Source organism: Nocardia rhizosphaerae (assembly GCF_042650365.1).
In the GTDB taxonomy this organism is placed as follows: domain Bacteria; phylum Actinomycetota; class Actinomycetes; order Mycobacteriales; family Mycobacteriaceae; genus Nocardia; species Nocardia rhizosphaerae.
The window spans coordinates 1-18871 of sequence record NZ_JBHSBA010000015.1; the positions used below are offsets into that span (position 1 = coordinate 1).

Below are 18871 nucleotides of genomic sequence, written 5' to 3' on the forward strand. Positions count from 1 at the left end.
GGATAACCGCTGAAAGCATCTAAGCGGGAAGCCTGTTCCAAGATGAGGTTTCTCTCCCACTTGATGGGTTAAGGCCCCCTACAGATGATGGGGTTGATAGGCCGGAGCTGGAAGCACGGTAACGTGTGGAGGTGACTGGTACTAATAGGCCGAGGGCTTACTATCGAAGGTGTTACGCGTCCACTGTGCGGTTTTGAAACAACACACGACTACAGCTGCAGGCCGTCAGGCTGGCGCGGTTGTGGATAGTTTCATAGTGTTACGGCGGTTATAGCGGTGGGGAAACGCCCGGTCCCATTCCGAACCCGGAAGCTAAGGCCACCTGCGCCGATGGTACTGCACTCGACAGGGTGTGGGAGAGTAGGACACCGCCGGACAAACTGTTGCGATAGGGGACCCAGAACTGGGTCCCCTATCGTCGTTTGTGGTCCGGAAGCCGGCCACACCACACCGGGCGGACACTGCCCCGTCCTCCGCCCGTGGTTGAATTCTCGTAGGCGGGGCCACGACAACACTCCCCGGCGCCGGGGAATCCAGAAAGGGAACGCCGTGTCGGAACACAACGACGGACGGAAGCCTTTCCGCAGGGACGGAGACGCCCGCGGTTTCGGCCGCCGCGGTGAACCGGCCGACCGACCCCGCAGCGGAAACGACGATACCCGTGGCGGTTTCCGCCGCAATGACGACACCCGCGGCGGTTACGACCGTTCCGAAGGCAAGCGCGGCGGGTCCGATCGTGACGATCGCGGCTACCAGCGTCGTGACGACACGGGCCACGGCGGTTCCGGCTACCGGCGTTCCGACGACGATCGCCCGCGCGGCGGCGATCGTGGCGGGTTCCGTCGCGACAGCGACGATGGCCGGCGCGGCGGAACCGATCGCGGTGACCGCGGCGGGTTCCGTCGTGACAACGACGACCGGCCCCGCGGTGGCTTCCGCAGGGACGAGGGCGACGACCGGCGCGGTGGTGGTTCCGATCGCGGTGGTTTCCGGCGCGGCGACAGTGGTGATCGAGGTGGTTACCAGCGTCGTGACGACGCGGGTCGCGGCGATCGCGGTGGTTTCCGCCGGAACGAGGGCGACGACCGGCGCGGTGGTGGTTCCGATCGCGGTGGTTTCCGGCGCGGCGACAGTGGTGATCGAGGTGGTTACCAGCGTCGTGACGACGCGGGTCGCGGCGACCGTGGTGGTTTCCGCCGGAACGAGGGCGACGACCGGCGCGGTGGTGGTTCCGATCGTGGTGGTTTCCGGCGCGGCGAGGGCGATGACCGTTCGCGTGGTGGTTCGGATCGTGGTGGTTTCCGGCGCGGCGACAGTGGTGATCGAGGTGGTTACCAGCGTCGTGACGACGCGGGTCGCGGCGATCGTGGTGGTTTCCGCCGGAACGAGGGCGACGACCGGCGCGGTGGTGGTTCCGATCGTGGTGGTTTCCGGCGCGGCGACAGTGGTGATCGAGGTGGTTACCAGCGTCGTGACGACGCGGGTCGCGGCGACCGTGGTGGTTTCCGCCGGAACGAGGGCGACGACCGGCGCGGTGGTGGTTCCGATCGCGGTGGTTTCCGGCGCGGCGAAGGCGATGACCGTGCCCGAAGTGGGTCGGATCGTGGCGGTTTCCCTCGTGATGAGGGCGACGATCGTTCGCGTGGTGGTTCCGGGCGTGGCTTCCGTCGTGGCGAAGGCGATGACCGTGGCCGCGGTGGTTCCGAGCGCGGTGGTTACCAGCGTCGCGACGATCAGGGGCGGGGTTTCCGCCGGGAGGACGATCGTGGGCGCGGTGGATTCAAGCGGGGCGCCGAATCCGGTACGGGCCGTGGTCGATTCGTCGGCGAGGACGGCGAGCCGCTCGACGGCACCTACCGTGAGAAGCGCCGCGAGCGCGACGGCGATGTACTCGGCGTTGTCGCGTCGGCAGCCGCTGTCGGCGACACCGAGGCCGAATCGGCTGACGCCGGCTCGGATGTGGTCGACCAAACCGCCACGCCCGCGTCCACTGAGCAGTTCGACGACTCGCCCGCGGACGAGGAACAGCCGGAGCCCGCGAACCAGGTAGCTACCGAGCCGGCGCCCGCCGACGCGGACGCAGACACGGCTGCGGCCAGCGAGAGCGAATCGGCGCCGGCGGCGGAGTACGAGGAGCGGCGACGCGGCGGTGAGGGCGCCCGTACTCCGGGCGGCCGGTCCACCGACCGGCGCGCGGCTCGTCCCGACGAGCCCGATATTCCCGAAGACGTAGAGCCCTCCGATCTGGACCCAGCCGTGCGGCGCGACCTGCTGACGCTGGACAAGAACAACGCCGAAACCGTCGCCCGCCACCTGGTGATGGCGGTCGAGCTGCTCGAAGACGATCCGCGGCTCGCCTTGGCGCACGCCAGGGCAGCCCGGCAACGGGCAGGCCGCATCGCCGTGGTGCGGGAGACCGCGGGCGTGGTCGCCTACCACGCCGAGGAATGGGCGGAGGCGCTCTCGGAACTGCGGACCGCGCGCCGGATGTCGGGTGGATCCGGGCTGCTCGCGGTGATGGCCGACTGCGAACGCGGACTCGGTAGGCCGGAGCGGGCCATCGAACTCGGTCGCAGTGAGGAAGCACAGCGGCTCACCGGCGACGAAGCCACCGAGCTGCGGATCGTCGTCGCCGGTGCGCGGATGGACCTCGGTCAGTTCGACCAGGCCGTGGTCACCTTGCAGACCTCCGACCTGGATCCGGCACGGACCGGTTCGAGCGCCGCGCGCCTGTTCTACGCCTACGCCGACGCGCTCGTCGCGGCAGGCCGCACCGACGAGGGCCAGCAGTGGTTCCTCAACGCCGCCGCGGCCGATCTCGACGGCGAGACCGACGCCGAGGACCGCGCCGCCGAACTGACCGGCGACGCACAGTAGCGTCCGCTCCGGTGGCGTGCCGTGGGCCGGGACCCGATCAGAGGCCCGGTCCACGGCTCGTCGCAGCCACATACCCGCCACGGTCCTGGCTTGCGTTCCGCCGCACGCGCTGCGTCAGCGCGTCTCCGGGCGGTCCGACACCGCAGGTGTGCCCAGATGAGAGCCGTCGCGTCGGCTGCGTCCCCATACTCTCCGCGCACTGTCGCGTCTGTCCGCGGTGCCGCCTGCCCCAGCTTCCGTGTTTCCTGGGCGGGCGGCCCAGCCTCGTCGCCGACGGTTTCGTCGCTGCAAGTCCGCGCTCGCTTCGTCGGGCCGAGCTGCCATGTGGTGTCGCTTGCCTCGCCTCCTCAGCTACCGTGCCTCGCGTCGGCCAGGTGGGTGCGCCGGTTGCTCTCATGGCGCGGCTGATCGTGATCGATACACGCACCGGTGCGGCAACGCGCGGGCGCACCCCGACACCTCTCGTCTGTGCACGACAGACGGCCGTACTGCCTGGCCACGTCGGGTACTTCGCGACGTACGCACGCCGGCGGCCTGCCGTGGTGCCGGCACCGGTGGTGCCGAGGAGCGGCACGGAGTGAGCCGGTGACGAACGGCTGGTGAGCTGCCTCACCGCGCGGGACCGAAATCGGGCACACCGTGCACCGGCATCCGCCGCATGCTCGATCATGAAGGGGCGAGCACTGTTCGGCGACTGCGGGAACCGAAGTTGTCGGTGACCTCGCCTAGGGTCGGGAGCTGTACTCGGCCGGCAGTGACGACGGAGTGAGGGTGTGTGAATCAGCTACGCGATCGATACGACGCTTTGCTGCTCGATCTGGACGGCACGCTGTACCGCGGGCCGGAGGTCATCGACGGAGGGCCGAAAGCGCTTGTTCCGAACGGTGATTCGGCGCAGCGGCTGGTGTATGTCACCAACAACGCCTCGCGCGGGCCCGATGCGGTCGCCGCGCACCTGGCCGAGCTGGGCTACCCGGCGAGCGCCACCGACGTGGTCACCAGCGCGCAGGCCGCCGCCAGGATGCTCGCGCACCGGCTGGAACGAGGGCAGCAGGTACTCGTGGTGGGTACCGACGACCTCGCCGCCGAGATCGCGGCTGTCGGTCTGGTCCCGATCCGGCGGTTCGGTGACACGCCGCCCGCCGCCGTCGTCCAGGGACACTCCCCGGCCACCGCCTGGCCCGACCTCGCCGAAGCCGCCTACGCACTGCGGGCAGGGGCACTGTGGGTCGCCGCCAACACCGACCGCACCCTGCCGAACGAACGCGGACTGGCACCGGGCAACGGCTCCATGGTCGCCGCCCTGCGGACCGCATCGGACTCGGAACCACTCGTCGCGGGCAAACCGTTCGCCCCGCTGATGGAGGACGCGCTCGAACGGTCGGGGACGCCGAACGCGCTGGTGGTCGGCGACCGGCTCGACACCGATATCGAGGGCGCCAACGGGCTCGGGCTCGACTCGCTGCTCGTGCTCACCGGCGTCAGCACGCTCGACGAGCTGCGCACCGCGCCGTCGGCGCGGATACCAACCTTCGTCGCCACCGGGCTGGAAGCGCTCAACGAGGAGCTCGTGCCGGGCGATGTCACCGTGCCAGAGGTCGCGGAGTTGTTGCGGCGGTATCCCGGCCGGGCGGTCCGGGTGCGCGCGGCCGATTCCGAAATCCGATAGCGTTGACCACACGATGAATACTCCGAGTTCACCGCCGACCGGCGCGTCACAGCCACCTCGCCCAGGGATTCCGCTGCCCGGCAGTCACCTGCCCGGAGCCCAGGGACGGCCGGAACCGGCCGATCCGAACCGGATCAAAGCCGAGGTCGACGCCCTGCTCGCGGAACTCGGGGCGGCCGCGGTACCTGGCCCGGCGGAGAACACCGAAACCGGTGCCGACATCACGCGGCGCGCCCGCATCCTCGAACAGGCGCACGACGTGCTGGTCGACGCACTCGCGACCGTGGACAAGATCTGAGGTGGCCAGGCGAGCGCGGGTGGACGCCGAACTGGTCCGGCGCGGCTTGGCTCGATCGCGAGAACACGCGGTCGAGCTGATCGGCGCGGGCCGCGTCCTGATCGCAGGCAGCGTCGCGGTGAAACCGGCGACGGCGGTCGAGGCGGGGACACCGCTGATCGTGCGGGCCGAACCCGACGAGGTGTCGTGGGCGTCGCGGGGCGCGCACAAACTGCTCGGCGCGCTGACGGCGTTCGAGCCGCGGGGACTCGACATCGCGGGCAAACGGTGTCTGGACGCGGGCGCGTCGACCGGCGGGTTCACCGACGTGCTGCTGTCGCGGGGCGCAGGCGAGGTGGTCGCCGTCGATGTCGGCTACGGGCAGCTGATCTGGCGGCTGCAGAACGACGAGCGGGTGCAGGTGTTCGACCGCACCAACGTCCGCACCATCACCCCCGACAGCATCGGCGGCACCGTGCAGCTCGTCGTCGGTGACCTGTCGTTCATCTCGCTCGGCCTGGTGCTGCCCGCGCTCGCGGCCTGCGCCGCCGACGGCGCCGACCTGCTGCCGATGGTCAAACCGCAGTTCGAGGTCGGCAAGGAACGTGTCGGCTCCGGTGGCGTGGTGCGCGACCCGGCACTGCGCGCCGAAGTCGTCGGCGGGGTAGCGGCCGCGGCGGCCGCGCTCGGCCTGCGTACCGAGGGCGTGGTGGCCAGCCCGCTGCCCGGCCCGTCGGGCAATGTCGAGTACTTCCTGTGGCTGCGTAAGGTCGGTCCGTTCGAGTACGACGCCGCGCGCGTGACGGAGCTGGTCGCCCGCGCGGTCGAGGAGGGTCCGCAGTGAACACCGACGACGGCGGCAGGGAGATCCTGCTCGTCGCCCACCCCGGCCGCGCGGAGATCATCGAGACCGCGCACCGGGTCGCGAAGATCTTCGCCGAGGCGGGTATCTGCCTGCGGGTGCTGGCCGACGAGGCCGACAGCACGCGCTTCGAGAACGAGCCTGCGGGCTATCCGGTGCGCGTGGTGCCGCACAGCCCGTCCGCTGCGCTCGGCTGCGAGATGGTCCTCGCGCTCGGCGGTGACGGCACCTTCCTGCGTGCCGCCGAACTCGGCAGACCGACCGGGGTCCCGGTCCTCGGAATCAACCTGGGCCGCATCGGTTTTCTCACCGAGGCCGAGGCCGAGCACCTCGACGAGGCGCTGGCCCAGGTGGTCGACCGGGACTACCGGGTGGAGGACCGGCTCACCATCGATGTCACCGTCCGGGTCGACGACACCATCGTCGAACGCGGCTGGGCACTCAACGAGGCAAGCATCGAGAACGCCCAGCGGATGGGCGTGCTGGAAGTGGTGCTCGAAGTCGACGGACGGCCGGTGTCGGCGTTCGGCTGCGACGGCATCCTGATCGCCACCCCGACCGGATCCACGGCCTACGCATTCTCGGCGGGCGGGCCGGTGGTGTGGCCGGAGCTCGAAGCGATGCTGGTGATTCCGAGCAATGCGCACGCCCTGTTCGCGCGGCCGCTGGTGACCAGCCCGGACTCGCTGATCGCGGTGGAGACCGTGGCGACCGGGCACGACGCCATCGTCTTCCTCGACGGCAGGCGCACCCTTGCGCTGCCGCGTGGCGGACGCGCCGAGGTGGTCCGCGGCGCCCGAGCGGTGCGGTGGGTGCGGCTCGATTCCGCACCGTTCGCCGACCGGATGGTGCGCAAGTTCCGGCTGCCGGTCACCGGCTGGCGGGGTAGACAGCGAACGGAGAACAGCCGCGATGCTGACTGAGATCAGGATTGACGGGCTCGGCGTCATCTCGACCGCCACCGCCCAGTTCCACACGGGACTGACCGTGCTCACCGGTGAGACCGGCGCGGGCAAGACGATGGTCGTCACCAGCCTGCACCTGCTCAGCGGCGCACGGGCCGACGCGGGCCGGGTGCGGCTCGGCGCGGCCAAGGCGGTGGTCGAGGGACGGTTCGTCGTCGACGACGTCAACGAGGCCGCGAAGGCCGCGGTCGACGAGGTGCTGGAGTCGGCGGCAGCCGAAGCCGACGAGGACGGCAGCGTGATCGCGGTGCGCACCGTCAACAGCGACGGCCGTTCGCGCGCGCACCTGGGCGGGCGCGGGGTGCCCGCCGCGGTGCTCGGTGAATTCACCTCGCGCCTGCTGACCGTGCACGGGCAGAACGATCAGCTGCGCCTGCAGCGCCCCGAACAGCAGCTCGCCGCACTCGACCGGTTCGCGGGCGACGGGGTCGCCGGGTTGCTGCGCAAATACCAGGTGCAGCGCCGGTCCTGGCTCGATGCCCGGACCGAGCTGCTCGAGCGCACCGCGCGGAGCAGGGAACTGGCACTCGAGGCCGACCGGCTCAAGCATTCGCTGGCCGAGATCGACGGCATCGCACCGGAACCCGGCGAGGACACCCGGCTCGTCGACGAGATCCGCAGGCTCAGCGACCTCGATTCGCTCCGTGAGGCCGCGGCCGCGGCACACGAGGCACTGTCCGGTCCCACCGACGCCGCCGCCGACGGCGGTGGGGTGCTCGATCTGCTCGGTGGGGCAAGGGCCCGGCTCGACGGTGCCGACGATCCGGCACTGAGTGGCCTCTCGCCGCGCCTGGGTGAGGCGATCGCGGTGGTCGTCGACGTGACCACCGAACTCAGCGGCTATCTGTCGGAACTGCCGTCCGACCCGGGCGCGCTGGACTCGATGCTCACCCGCCAGGCCGAACTGAAATCGCTCACCCGCAAGTACGCGCCCGATATCGATGGCGTGCTCGCCTGGGCGGCGGAGTCCCGTGCCCGCCTCGACTCCCTCGACGTCTCCGAGGACGCGCTCGCGAAACTCGCCGGTGAGGTGGAGACCGCGGCCGGGAAGGTGCGGGAGGCGGCCCGCAAGCTCAGCGCCGCGCGCGCGAAGGCGGCGGGCAAGCTGGCCGCCGCGGTGAGCACCGAGCTCGGCGGCCTGGCGATGGGTAAGGCCCGGCTCGAAGTGCGGGTGCGTCCGATGCAGGCCGGTGCGCAGGATTCCGCGCCGCTCGAGCTCGACGGCGCGACGCTGCACGCCGGGTCCACCGGGGTCGACGAGGTGGAGTTCCGGCTCTCCGCGCATTCCGGCGCGCAGTCGCTGCCGTTGAGCAAGAGTGCCTCCGGCGGTGAGCTCTCCCGGGTGATGCTGGCGCTCGAGGTGGTGCTCGCCGGGTCGGAACACGGCGCGACCATGGTGTTCGACGAGGTCGACGCCGGGGTCGGTGGCCGCGCCGCGGTGGAGATCGGCAAGCGGCTGGCCCGGCTGGCCCGCACCCATCAGGTGATCGTGGTGACCCACCTGCCGCAGGTGGCGGCCTTCGCCGACACGCACCTGGTGGTGAACAAGTCCGACGACGGAAAAGGCAAGGTGGACAGCGGAGTTCGCAGGCTGACCGACGAGGAGCGGGTGGTGGAACTGGCCCGCATGCTGGCCGGTCTCGACGACACCGAGACCGGCCGCGCGCACGCCGAGGAACTGCTGGAAACCGCACGGGCGGAGCGCGCCCCGGCCTGAGCGGACAGCTCAGGCCGGTATCGAGCTCAGCGCAGCGCCTTGCGCACGCCGCCGAGCAGCTGGTTGGTCAGCTGTCGCAGGCCGAATTCGAGGACCGGAGCGGGCACGGGCAGGGACGGCTCGGATTCCATCGTGTAGACCACGCGGGTGCCGCCCGAGCTGGTGTCGGCGAAGGTGATGATGCCGACGTGCCGCTTCACCGGGGCGCCCTTGACGATCTTGTATTCCATCCGCTCGCCGGGGACGAGCGCGGTGATCTCCTCGGTGACGCCGGCCTTGCCGAAGCCGAGCAGATGCTGGGCGCCGACGCCGGTGGCCGGATCGCCGGGCTTGATCAGCTTGACCTGAATCGGCAGATGCGGGCTCACGGCCTCACGCTCGGCGAAAAGGCGGTAGACGATGTCGCGGGGGGCGTCGAAGACCGTCTCGACGGTACTGCGGGGCATGGTGTCTCCTGTCCGAGATATCTGTGACCCGCAGCATACGGGTAGTCCCCGGTCCCGGGTCGATCCGGCCGTCGTCGACGGATCGCGGTGCGGCCAGCGGCCCGGAACCCGCGCCCCACCGGGCAGTGTTGTGATGCTGTGAGATAGCTGCCGTTCGGCGCGCCTCCACCAAAGGTTGAGGGTTTGCGCCCATCATCGGCACATGAGGATGCCGGCGTTGTTGTCGAGGAATACGGAAACGCTGCCCGGTGTCACCGGGATCGCTCGGGTGGATCGGGACACCAAACGGTTGTTGCGGCGGGTCAGTCCAGGGGACGTGGTGGTCCTCGACGAGACCGACCTGGACCGCCACACCGCCGACCGGCTGGTGGAGGCGGGGGTCGTTGCGGTGATCAACACCTCGCCGTCGATCTCGGGCCGCTATCCCAACCTCGGCCCAGAAGTGCTGGTGGCCAATGGGATCGTGCTGATGGACACGGTGTCCTCGGATGCCTTCGGCAAGATCAAGGACGGCACCAAGATCCGCATCGACGCCGGCATCGTCTACGCCGACAAACTGACCAAGAAGGAACCCGAGGTCCTGGTCGAGGGCATCGAGTTCGACGAATCGGCCATCGCCGACCGGATGATCGAGGCGCGCAACGGCCTCGCCGACCACCTCGACGCCTTCGCAGGCAACACCACCGAATTCGTCCGCGCCGAGAGCGCGCTGCTCATCGACGGCATCGGCGTCCCCGAGGTCGAGCTCGACCTGCGCAACCGGCACGTCGTGGTGATCGCCGACGGCCCGGACCATCTCGAGGAACTGCGCAGGCTCAAGCCCTTCATCAAGGAGTACGCGCCGATCCTCGTCGGCGTCGGCCGCGGTGCCGACACCCTGCGCAAACTCAAGTACACGCCGGACCTGATCGTCGGCGACCCGGACGAGATCAGCACCGCGACCCTGCGCTGCGGCGCCGAGATGATCCTGCCCGCCGACACCGACGGCCACGCCAAGGGCCTCGAGCGCATCCAGGATCTCGGCATCGGCGCCACCACGTTCCCGTCGTCGGGTTCGCCCGCGGATCTGGCGCTCATGCTGGCCGATCATCACGGTGCGTCGCTGATCGTGCTCGCCGGGGCCCCGGCCTCGCTGGAGGACTTCTTCGACCGCGGCCGCCGCGACAGCACCCCGGCCACCTTCCTGACCCGGCTGAAGGTCGGCGCCAAGCTGGTCGACGCCAAGGCCGTGTCGACGCTGTATCGGCACCGCTCCTCCGGTGCGGCGCTGGCGCTGGTGGTGCTGGCGGCACTGATCGCGATCGTGGTGGTGATCCTGGCCTCGCACAACGGATCCGAACTGCTGGACTGGGCGATCGAGTACCGGGACCGGCTGGTGCACTGGGGCCGGGGTCTGCTGTGATCTCCTTGCGTCAGCACGCGGTCTCGATCGCCGCGATCTTTCTCGCTCTCGCCGTCGGCGTGGTCCTGGGCTCGCAGACCCTGGCCGCGGACATGCTCTCCGGATTGCGGTCGGACAAGACCGATCTGCGCGGTCAGGTCGACACGCTCACCACCCGCAACGCACAGCTCGGCGCCGAACTCGACGCCGCAGACCGGTTCATCGCCGGGTCGGCGGGCCGGATCCTCGGCGGTGCGCTGGCCGGCCGCAGTGTCCTCGTGTTCAGCACCCCCGACGCCGATCCCGGCGATATCGACGGGGTGAGCAGGGCACTCGAGTCCGCGGGTGCCGCGGTGACCGGACGGATCGCGCTGACCGAGGCGTTCGTCGACACCGGCGAGGGCGACCGGCTGCGCTCGGCGCTGACCAATATCGTGCCCGCGGGCGCGCAGCTGCGGACCGGCGCGGTCGACCAGGGGTCGATGGCGGGTGACCTGCTCGGCCTCACCCTGCTGCTCGATCCGGCGACGAATCAGCCACGCAGCACCGAGCCCGAACTCGCGCTGGTGCTCGAGACGCTGCGCGGCGGCGGTTTCCTCGCCTACGGCGACTCCCCGGTCCGGCCCGCGCAGCTGGCGGTCGTGGTCACCGGCAACGGTGTCGCATCCGACAATGGTCAGGGCGCGACTATCGCCCGCTTCGCCGGTGCCGTGCGGGCGCGGGCCGCGGGCGGTGTGCTCGCGGGCCGGGCAGGCGCCGCCGCGGGCAACGGGGCCATCGCGCATGTGCGGGCCCAGGCGCCGCTGGCGACCACGGTGACCACCGTCGACAATATCGACCGCGAGATCGGCAGGGTGACAACGGCGCTCGCCATGACCGAACAGCTCGACGGCGGCGCTGGGCGCTACGGCACCGGCCCCACCGCGACCTCGCTCACCATGGTCGCGATGCCGCGCTGAGCCGGCCGTCCGACACGCGTCCGCGTTAACGACCCGCAAATAACTCGGTGTCCCCGGTCCCTGTTATCGTGGAGTTCCGTGGGTCAAACACGGAATCAGGCTCGAACGGCCACCAAGCACATCTTCGTGAGCGGTGGCGTCGCCTCCTCTTTGGGTAAGGGTCTCACCGCCTCCAGCCTCGGTCAGTTGCTGACCGCGCGCGGCATGCGGGTGACGATGCAGAAGCTGGATCCGTATCTCAACGTCGATCCCGGCACCATGAACCCGTTCCAGCACGGCGAGGTGTTCGTCACCGAGGACGGCGCGGAGACCGACCTCGACGTCGGCCACTACGAGCGCTTCCTCGATCGCGATCTGTCCAAGGACGCGAATGTGACCACGGGCCAGATCTACTCGACGGTCATCGCCAAGGAGCGGCGCGGCGAGTACCTGGGCGACACGGTGCAGGTGATCCCGCATATCACCGACGAGATCAAGAACCGCATCATGGCGATGCAGGGTCCCGATCTGCAGGGACACGTGCCGGACGTGGTGATCACCGAGATCGGCGGCACCGTCGGCGACATCGAATCGCAGCCGTTCCTCGAGGCGGCCCGGCAGATCCGCCACGACGTCGGCCGCGACAATGTGTTCTTCCTGCACGTGTCGCTGGTGCCGTACCTGGCACCCTCGGGCGAGCTCAAGACCAAGCCGACCCAGCATTCGGTGGCCGCGCTGCGCAATATCGGTATCCAGCCCGACGCGCTGATCCTGCGCTGCGACCGTGAGGTGCCGCAGGGTCTCAAGAACAAGATCGCGCTGATGTGCGATGTCGACGTGGAGGCGTGCATCTCCACCCCGGACGCGCCGTCGATCTACGACATCCCGAAGGTGCTGCACAGCGAGGGTCTCGACGCCTATGTGGTGCGCAAGCTGGGGCTGCCGTTCCGCGATGTGGATTGGACCGTGTGGGGCGATCTGCTCGACCGGGTCCACTCACCCCGCGAGACCGTCGAGGTCGCGCTGGTCGGCAAGTACGTCGACCTGCCCGACGCCTACCTGTCGGTGACCGAGGCGCTGCGCGCCGGTGGCTTCGCCCATCGCGCCAAGGTGAACATCCGCTGGGTGCCCTCGGACGAGTGCGAGACCGAGGCGGGTGCCCAGGCGGCGCTGCGCGATGTCGACGCGGTACTGATCCCCGGCGGCTTCGGCATCCGCGGCATCGAGGGCAAGCTCGGTGCCATCGGCTACGCCCGCCGCCGCGGTATCCCGCTGCTCGGCCTGTGCCTCGGCCTGCAGTGCGTGGTCATCGAAGCCGCGCGCTCGGTGGGCATCGAGGACGCCAATTCGGCCGAGTTCGAGCCGGAGACGAAGAATCCGGTCATCTCCACCATGGCCGACCAGGAGGACGTGGTCGCCGGCGAGGCCGACCTGGGCGGCACCATGCGTCTGGGCGCCTACCCGGCGACCCTGCAGAAGGGCTCGGTCGTGGCACAGGCATACGGCACCGAGAACGTGTCGGAGCGGCATCGGCACCGGTTCGAGGTGAACAATGCCTACCGCGACGCCATCGCCGAGAGCGGGCTGGTGTTCTCGGGCACCTCGCCCGACGGGCACCTGGTGGAGTTCGTGGAGTACCCGGCCGCGGTGCACCCGTTCTTCGTGGCGACCCAGGCGCACCCCGAGCTCAAGAGCCGTCCGACCAGGCCGCATCCGCTGTTCGCGGCACTGATCAACGCGGCGCTCAAATACAAACTGGCCGAACGGCTTCCCGTAGACTTCCCGGAAGACGAGCTGGCGGAGCAGGTCAGCGAGCACTGAGCGGTCCGAACGGAAGCAGGTTATGAGCGAACCCGGTAGGCACGAATTCCAGACGGTCGGCAGCCGGGTGCTCTACAGCGGCGCGATCCTGGCCCTGCGCCAGGATCGGGTCGTGATGCCGGACGGTCGGGTCGCCGACCGGGAGATCGTCGAGCATCACGGTGCCGTCGCGGTGCTGGCGCTCGACGACGACGGCAATGTCGTGCTGATCCGGCAGTACCGCCATCCCGTCGGCGCCAGGCTGCTCGAACTGCCCGCCGGGCTGCTCGACATCGACGGCGAGGACCCGCTCACCGCGGCCAAGCGGGAGCTGGCCGAGGAGACGGGCCTGGCGGCGGCCGAGTGGTCGGTGCTGGTCGATGTGGCACTGTCGCCCGGTTTCACCGACGAGGCGCTGCGGGTGTTCTTCGCGACCGGGCTCACCGAGACCGACCGGCCTGACCCCGAACACGAGGAAGCCGACCTGGAGCTGGTGCGGATGCCGGTGGCCGAGGCGGTCCGCGCGGCGCTGGCGGGGGAGATCGTGAACGCGACCGCGGTCGCCGGTGTGCTCGCCTACGCGGCGGCGACGGCCAGTGGCGTGCCGTTGCGCCCGGCCACCGCACCGTGGCCCGGTCAGCCGACGGCGTTTCTGCGGCGCAAAGCCGAACAGCGGTACTCGGGGGACACCGGCGGCGGCGCATGAGCCGGTGCGGCGAGCGGCGAAGGGCCGATGCCGAGCAGCCGGTCATGCCGGAGCGGAGTGTCTGCTGGGTGCGGGCATGAGTGCGCGGGGCAGCGACGCAGCCGGGCGTGCGGTCGTAGCGGAGCCGAGCGCAGGCGAGGGCACAGCTGTGCGGGGGGCGTTCGTCGTCGACCGGGCCGCCGTGGTCGGCGGAGACTAGGCGAGGCGGGCGTGCTCGCGCGCGAGATCGACGCCTACCTCGACCATCTGGCGGTCGAGCGCGGAGCCGCGCGTAATACCCTCGGCGCCTACCGCCGCGATCTGGCCCGCTACCGGGCCTTCCTCGACGGGCGAGGTATCGCCGCCCTGAGCGCGGTGGCCCAGGGTGATGTCGCCGAGTTCACCATGGCCCTGCGCTCCGGCGGTGCCGATCATCCGCCGCTGGCGGCCGGCTCGGTGGCCAGAGCACTGATCGCGGTGCGCGGGCTGCACCGGTTCGCCGCCGCCGAGGGGCTCACCGACACCGACGTGGCGCACGCGGTGAAGCCGCCGGCGCCGGGGCGGCGGCTGCCCAAGGCGCTGCCCTACGACCAGGTGCTTCGGGTGCTGGAAGCGGCGGGCGGGGACGGTGCCGACGGGGGACCGCGTGGTCTGCGCGACCGGGCGCTGCTGGAACTGCTGTACTCCACCGGTGCGCGGATCTCGGAGATGGTCGGTCTCGACGTGGATGACATCGACGTCGAACAGCGCTGTGTCGTGCTGCGCGGCAAAGGCGGCAAACAGCGCCTCGTCCCGATCGGCAGGCCCGCGCTCGCCGCCGTCGACGCCTACCTGGTGCGTGGCAGGCCCGCCCTCGCCGCGACCGGAAAAGGCGCGGGGCCCGCTCTTTTCCTCAACGCGCGCGGCGGCAGGTTGTCGCGGCAGTCCGCGTGGCAGGTGCTGCAGACCGCGGCCGAGCGTGCGGGCATCGGATCGGCGGTCTCACCACACACGCTGCGCCACTCCTTCGCCACCCACCTGCTCGACGGCGGCGCCGACGTGCGCGTGGTGCAGGAACTGCTCGGCCACGCCTCGGTGACCACCACCCAGATCTACACCCTGGTGACGGTGAGCACGCTGCGTGAGGTGTGGGCGACCGCCCATCCGCGCGCCAGATGACCTGTCATCGGTCATGTCCGGCGGGTATCGTGCGAACACGCCCGGCGTTGCCATGCTGTACCTCACCGGTCCGAGCGGTAGCGTCTACCAAGAGCTGGACCGTACGAAAGCGAGACCCGCGGCGAAGCGGGCTCGCTACCCTCGACAGGGGTTACCGGCAGGAAACGTATAAGGAGCAGCGGATCGTGACGACAGCGGAAACACCGTGGGACGGTGCACCGGACCAGGTCGCCGAGGCCGTCGAGATGGGCCCGACCGGTCGCCCGCTGCGTCTGGTGCCGGAGCCGCCGCGGGTGCAACGTCACGGTGACGCGCTGGTGGTGGCGATGTGCAACCAGAAGGGCGGGGTCGGCAAGACCACCTCGACCATCAATCTCGGTGCCGCCCTTGCCGAATACGGCAGACGCGTGCTGCTCGTCGACCTCGATCCGCAGGGTGCGCTGTCGGCCGGCCTCGGCGTGGCCCACCACGATCTCGACCTCACCGTGCACAACCTGCTGATCGGCGGGAAGGCGACCGTCGACGACGTCTTGCAGACCACCAAGGTCGACGGCATGGACCTGCTACCAAGCAATATCGATCTGTCGGCGGCCGAGATCCAGCTGGTCAACGAGGTGGGCAGGGAACAGTCGCTCGGCAGGGCGCTGGCCGGGGTGCGCGATCGCTACGACTACGTCCTCATCGACTGCCAGCCCTCGCTCGGCCTGCTCACCGTCAACGCGCTTGCCTGCTCCGACGGTGTGATCATCCCGATGGAATGCGAGTACTTCTCGCTGCGCGGGCTGGCCCTGCTCAACGACACCGTCGAGAAAGTGCGTGACCGGCTCAATCCGCGGCTGAGCCTGTACGGCATCGTGGTCACCATGTTCGATGCCCGGCTGCTGCATTCGCGTCAGGTGATGTCGCGCGTCGTCGAGGTGTTCGGCGACCTGGTCTACGACACCGCCATCTCGCGGACCGTCCGCTTCCCCGACGCCAGCGTCGCCGGGGAGCCGATCACCACGTGGGCGCCGAAATCGGCGGGCGCCGAGTCGTACCGGGCGATGGCGCGCGAGGTCATCCACCGGTCTGGCCGGTGATCGACGCAGTACCCGAGGTGCACGACAACGATGGAGCGAGGCCTCAGGGCCGAGAATCCGCGGCGCCAGCCGCCAACGACGCAGGATTTCATCTGCGGCTGAAGAACTTCGAGGGGCCGTTCGATCTGCTGTTGCAGCTGATCAGCTCGCGCAAGCTGGATGTCACCGAGGTGGCGCTGCACCAGGTCACCGACGAGTTCATCGCCTACACCAAGGCACTGACCGCCGAACTCGCCGAGAACACCAAGCTGCGCGCGGACAAGATCCTCGACCAGACCACCGAGTTCCTCGTGGTCGCGGCGACGCTGCTCGACCTGAAGGCGGCGCGGCTGCTGCCGTCGGGGGAGATGACCGACGCCGACGACCTGGAACTGCTCGACGCCCGCGACCTGCTGTTCGCCCGGCTGCTGCAGTATCGCGCGTTCAAGCAGGTCGCCGAGCTGCTCGGGGAGCTGGAGGCGGCGGCGCTGCGCCGGTATCCGCGGTCGGTCGCGTTGGAGGAGCAGTTCGCCGGCTTGCTGCCGGAAGTGACGCTCGGCGTCGATGTCGCCGCGTTCGCCGAGATCGCGGCCGCCGCGTTCCGGCCGCGCCCGATCGCGCAAGTGGGCCTCGGGCACCTGCACATGCACACCATCTCGGTCGCCGAGCAGGCAGAACTGGTGCTGGCACGGCTCAAGGAACGTGGCCCCGGCGGCTGGACGACCTTCGCCGAGCTGGTGGCCGACTGCACAGTGCCGGTGGAAATCGTGGCGCGCTTCCTGGCGTTGCTGGAGCTGTACCGCGGCAAGACCATCGCGTTCGACCAGCCCGATCCGCTCGGACCGCTCGCGGTGAGCTGGCTCGGTGAGCTGGACCCGGACACCGAAGCCGCCGCGTTGACCTTCGAGGAGGACTACGGATGATCGCGACGGGCCCGGAGTCGGTAGTGGTGGGTGTCGCGAGCGTCGGAGGAGGCAGGATATGACCGAGGTGGCGGAGTTCACGTCCGAGCCGCTGGAGGAGGCCGAACTGCGGTCGGCGCTCGAGGCGATGCTGCTCGTCGTCGACGCTCCCGCGCCGGTGGAACAGCTGGCCGCGGCCACCGATGACACCGCGGAGCGGGTCGAAGCCACCCTGCGCGCGATGTCGGCCGAGCTCACCGCGCGGGGCAGCGGCATCGACCTGCGTTTCGTCGGTGACGGGTGGCGCTTCTATACTCGACAGCAGTACGCGCCCTATGTCGAGCGGGTACTGCTCGACGGCGCCCGGACCAAGCTCACCCGGGCGGCCTTGGAGACCTTGGCGGTGATCGCCTACCGCCAGCCGGTGACCCGCACCAGGGTCAGCGCGGTCCGCGGGGTGAACGTCGACGGAGTGATGCGCACACTGCTGGCCAGGGGTCTGATCGCGGAAGCGGGTCAGGATCCCGAGACCAACGGCACGCTGTACCGCACCACCGAGTTGTTCCTCGAACGGATCGGGCTCGCCTCCCTCGGCGACCTGCCACCGCTGGCGCCGCTGCTTCCCGGCGTCGACCTGATCGACGAGATCAGCGAGAGCCTGGAGACCGACCCCCGGTTCACCAGGCTGCAGAAACCGACCGAGTCCGACATGGACCTCGGCACCGACGATTGACAGGACAGATGAATAATTCCGCTCGCCGAGATGGCACACCGGATCGAAGAAGACACAGCGACCAGCCCCGCGGCGGCGCGAACCGGAGCACGGGATCGCGCACCGGCGCCGCGCGCGGCGGGCAGGGCGCTCGCGGCGAGGCCACCGGCCGCCGCGGCACCAGCGCGGGGGGTTTCTCCCGCGATTCCGGCGGCAGGCACGGTACCTCCGCCGGTGGTTTCTCCCGCGATTCCGGCGGCAGGCACGGTACCTCCGCCGGTGGTTTCTCCCGCGATTCCGGCGGCAGGCACGGTACCTCCGCCGGTGGTTTCTCCCGCGATTCCGGCGGTCGCCGGGGTGCGTCCTCGGGTGGCTTCCAGCGCGACAACGAGTCAGGGGGCCGCCGCGGTGGTACCTCCGCCGGTGGTTTCCGCGACGGCGGCCGCAGGGGCACCGGATCCGGTGGCTACCAGCGTGACGATGCCGAACGCGGTGGATACCCCCGTGGCGGCGCGCCGCGCGCCGGTGGCACCGCCCGTCCCGCCAGTTCGCAGGCACCGGCCCGCAAGACCAAGTCGGCCAAGCCACAGCGCAAGGTCGTCGCGCCGACCATCCTGAACAACGCCAAGCCGGCCAGGCACCAGCATGCCGAACAGGCCGAGGGCCCGAAGAAGCTGCCGTGGGGCGAGGGCGAACGCCTGCAGAAGGTGCTCGCCAGGGCCGGGGTGGCCTCGCGCCGCGCGGCCGAGGACATGATCGCGGCCGGTCGCGTCGAGGTCGACGGCAAGATCGTGCGGGAGCAGGGTCTACGAGTCGATCCGGACAACGCGGTGGTGCGCGTCGACGGCACCCGTGTCGTCGTCCGCGAGGAGCTCGTGCACCTGGTGCTGAACAAGCCGCGCGGCTGGCAGTCGACCATGTCCGACGATCTGGGCCGCCCGTGTGTCGGCGATATTGTCGCCGAGCGGATCGCGGCCGGTCAGCGCCTGTTCCACGTCGGCCGTCTCGACGCCGACACCGAGGGCCTGCTGCTGCTCACCAACGACGGCGAGATGGCCCACCGCCTGATGCACCCGTCCTTCGAGGTGCCCAAGACCTACCTGGCCACCGTGCAGGGTGAGGTGAACTACCGGCTGATCGGCAAGCGCCTGCGCGAGGGCGTCGAGCTCGAGGACGGCCCGGCCAAGGTCGACAAGTTCGCGCTGCTGGAAGCCTACGAGGGCCGTTCGCTGGTGAAGGTCGTGTTGCACGAGGGCCGCAAGCACATCGTGCGTAGGCTGCTCGACGAGGTCGGCCACCCGGTGATCCGGTTGGTGCGCACGCACCTGGGGCCGGTGGCGCTGGGCGACCAGCGGCCCGGCACCCTGCGGGTGCTCGGCCGCGACGAGATCGGCAAACTCTACGAGGCGGTGCAGTTGTGAACA

The 18871-nt window shown here is 70.1% G+C and carries 16 protein-coding genes, 2 rRNA genes and 1 pseudogene; 18 read left to right on the forward strand and 1 reads right to left on the reverse strand.

Translation table 11 applies throughout. The annotated features are described in order from the left end of the window. From ACFOW8_RS22160 to recN, 9 genes and pseudogenes are all read left to right on the forward strand, one after another. A 23S ribosomal RNA gene (locus tag ACFOW8_RS22160) occupies window positions 1–165 on the forward strand; the annotation flags it as partial. A 95-nt stretch (window positions 166–260) separates the two neighbouring features. Further along, window positions 261–377: ribosomal RNA gene (rrf, locus tag ACFOW8_RS22165) — 5S ribosomal RNA — on the forward strand. 359 nt (window positions 378–736) lie between these two features. Beyond that, window positions 737–2050, forward strand: a complete 1314-nt coding sequence (locus tag ACFOW8_RS22170) for a hypothetical protein (protein WP_378553204.1) — start codon at window positions 737–739, stop codon at window positions 2048–2050. Further along, window positions 2019–2877 (forward strand): annotated as a pseudogene (locus tag ACFOW8_RS22175) (tetratricopeptide repeat protein); the annotation flags it as partial. The gene ACFOW8_RS22170 and the pseudogene ACFOW8_RS22175, both read left to right, overlap by 32 nt. Before the next feature lie 775 nt (window positions 2878–3652). Beyond that, on the forward strand, window positions 3653–4546 hold the full coding sequence (locus tag ACFOW8_RS22180; RefSeq protein WP_378553206.1) for an HAD-IIA family hydrolase: 894 nt from the start codon (window positions 3653–3655) through the stop codon (window positions 4544–4546). 13 nt (window positions 4547–4559) lie between these two features. Further along, window positions 4560–4844 carry a hypothetical protein gene (locus ACFOW8_RS22185; protein WP_378553208.1) on the forward strand — a complete coding sequence of 95 codons (285 nt, stop codon included), beginning with the start codon at window positions 4560–4562 and terminating at the stop codon, window positions 4842–4844. 1 nt (window position 4845) lies between these two features. Continuing rightward, window positions 4846–5667, forward strand: coding sequence for a TlyA family RNA methyltransferase (locus tag ACFOW8_RS22190; protein WP_378553210.1), 822 nt, complete (start codon window positions 4846–4848; stop codon window positions 5665–5667). After that, window positions 5664–6608, forward strand: a complete 945-nt coding sequence (locus ACFOW8_RS22195) for an NAD kinase (RefSeq protein ID WP_378553212.1) — start codon at window positions 5664–5666, stop codon at window positions 6606–6608. The genes ACFOW8_RS22190 and ACFOW8_RS22195 overlap by 4 nt, the downstream gene beginning before the upstream one ends. Then, window positions 6598–8367, forward strand: coding sequence for a DNA repair protein RecN (gene recN, locus ACFOW8_RS22200; RefSeq protein WP_378553214.1), 1770 nt, complete (start codon window positions 6598–6600; stop codon window positions 8365–8367). The genes ACFOW8_RS22195 and recN overlap by 11 nt, the downstream gene beginning before the upstream one ends. 26 nt (window positions 8368–8393) lie before the next feature. Here recN and ACFOW8_RS22205 read toward each other — a convergent pair whose 3' ends face one another. Further along, window positions 8394–8813 carry an SRPBCC family protein gene (locus ACFOW8_RS22205; RefSeq protein ID WP_378553216.1) on the reverse strand — a complete coding sequence of 140 codons (420 nt, stop codon included), beginning with the start codon at window positions 8811–8813 and terminating at the stop codon, window positions 8394–8396. 202 nt (window positions 8814–9015) lie between these two features. Here ACFOW8_RS22205 and steA point away from each other — a divergent pair, with 202 nt between their 5' ends. The 9 genes from steA to ACFOW8_RS22250 all read left to right on the forward strand — a co-directional run bounded on the left by steA (window position 9016) and on the right by ACFOW8_RS22250 (window position 18868). Continuing rightward, window positions 9016–10215, forward strand: a complete 1200-nt coding sequence (gene steA, locus ACFOW8_RS22210) for a putative cytokinetic ring protein SteA (RefSeq protein WP_378553219.1) — start codon at window positions 9016–9018, stop codon at window positions 10213–10215. Further along, entirely contained in the window at window positions 10212–11153 is a 942-nt protein-coding gene (locus ACFOW8_RS22215; RefSeq protein WP_378553220.1) for a copper transporter, read from the forward strand. Before steA ends, ACFOW8_RS22215 begins: the two co-directional genes overlap by 4 nt. A gap of 78 nt (window positions 11154–11231) precedes the next feature. Further along, window positions 11232–12953, forward strand: a complete 1722-nt coding sequence (locus ACFOW8_RS22220; protein ID WP_378553222.1) for a CTP synthase — start codon at window positions 11232–11234, stop codon at window positions 12951–12953. Window positions 12954–12975: 22 nt separating this feature from the next. Beyond that, a complete protein-coding gene (locus ACFOW8_RS22225; RefSeq protein WP_378553224.1) occupies window positions 12976–13638 on the forward strand; it encodes an NUDIX domain-containing protein in 663 nt (220 codons plus the stop codon). Between the two features lie 210 nt (window positions 13639–13848). Then, on the forward strand, window positions 13849–14775 hold the full coding sequence (gene xerD, locus ACFOW8_RS22230; protein WP_378553226.1) for a site-specific tyrosine recombinase XerD: 927 nt from the start codon (window positions 13849–13851) through the stop codon (window positions 14773–14775). A gap of 245 nt (window positions 14776–15020) precedes the next feature. Next, window positions 15021–15854 (forward strand): ParA family protein, encoded by an 834-nt coding sequence (locus ACFOW8_RS22235; protein ID WP_378554637.1) that lies wholly within the window; start codon window positions 15021–15023, stop codon window positions 15852–15854. Continuing rightward, entirely contained in the window at window positions 15851–16756 is a 906-nt protein-coding gene (locus ACFOW8_RS22240; protein ID WP_378553228.1) for a segregation and condensation protein A, read from the forward strand. Before ACFOW8_RS22235 ends, ACFOW8_RS22240 begins: the two co-directional genes overlap by 4 nt. 58 nt (window positions 16757–16814) lie before the next feature. Further along, window positions 16815–17468, forward strand: coding sequence for an SMC-Scp complex subunit ScpB (gene scpB, locus ACFOW8_RS22245; RefSeq protein WP_378553230.1), 654 nt, complete (start codon window positions 16815–16817; stop codon window positions 17466–17468). Between the two features lie 8 nt (window positions 17469–17476). Then, window positions 17477–18868, forward strand: coding sequence for a pseudouridine synthase (locus ACFOW8_RS22250; RefSeq protein ID WP_378553232.1), 1392 nt, complete (start codon window positions 17477–17479; stop codon window positions 18866–18868). The last annotated feature ends 3 nt before the right edge of the window (window positions 18869–18871 follow it).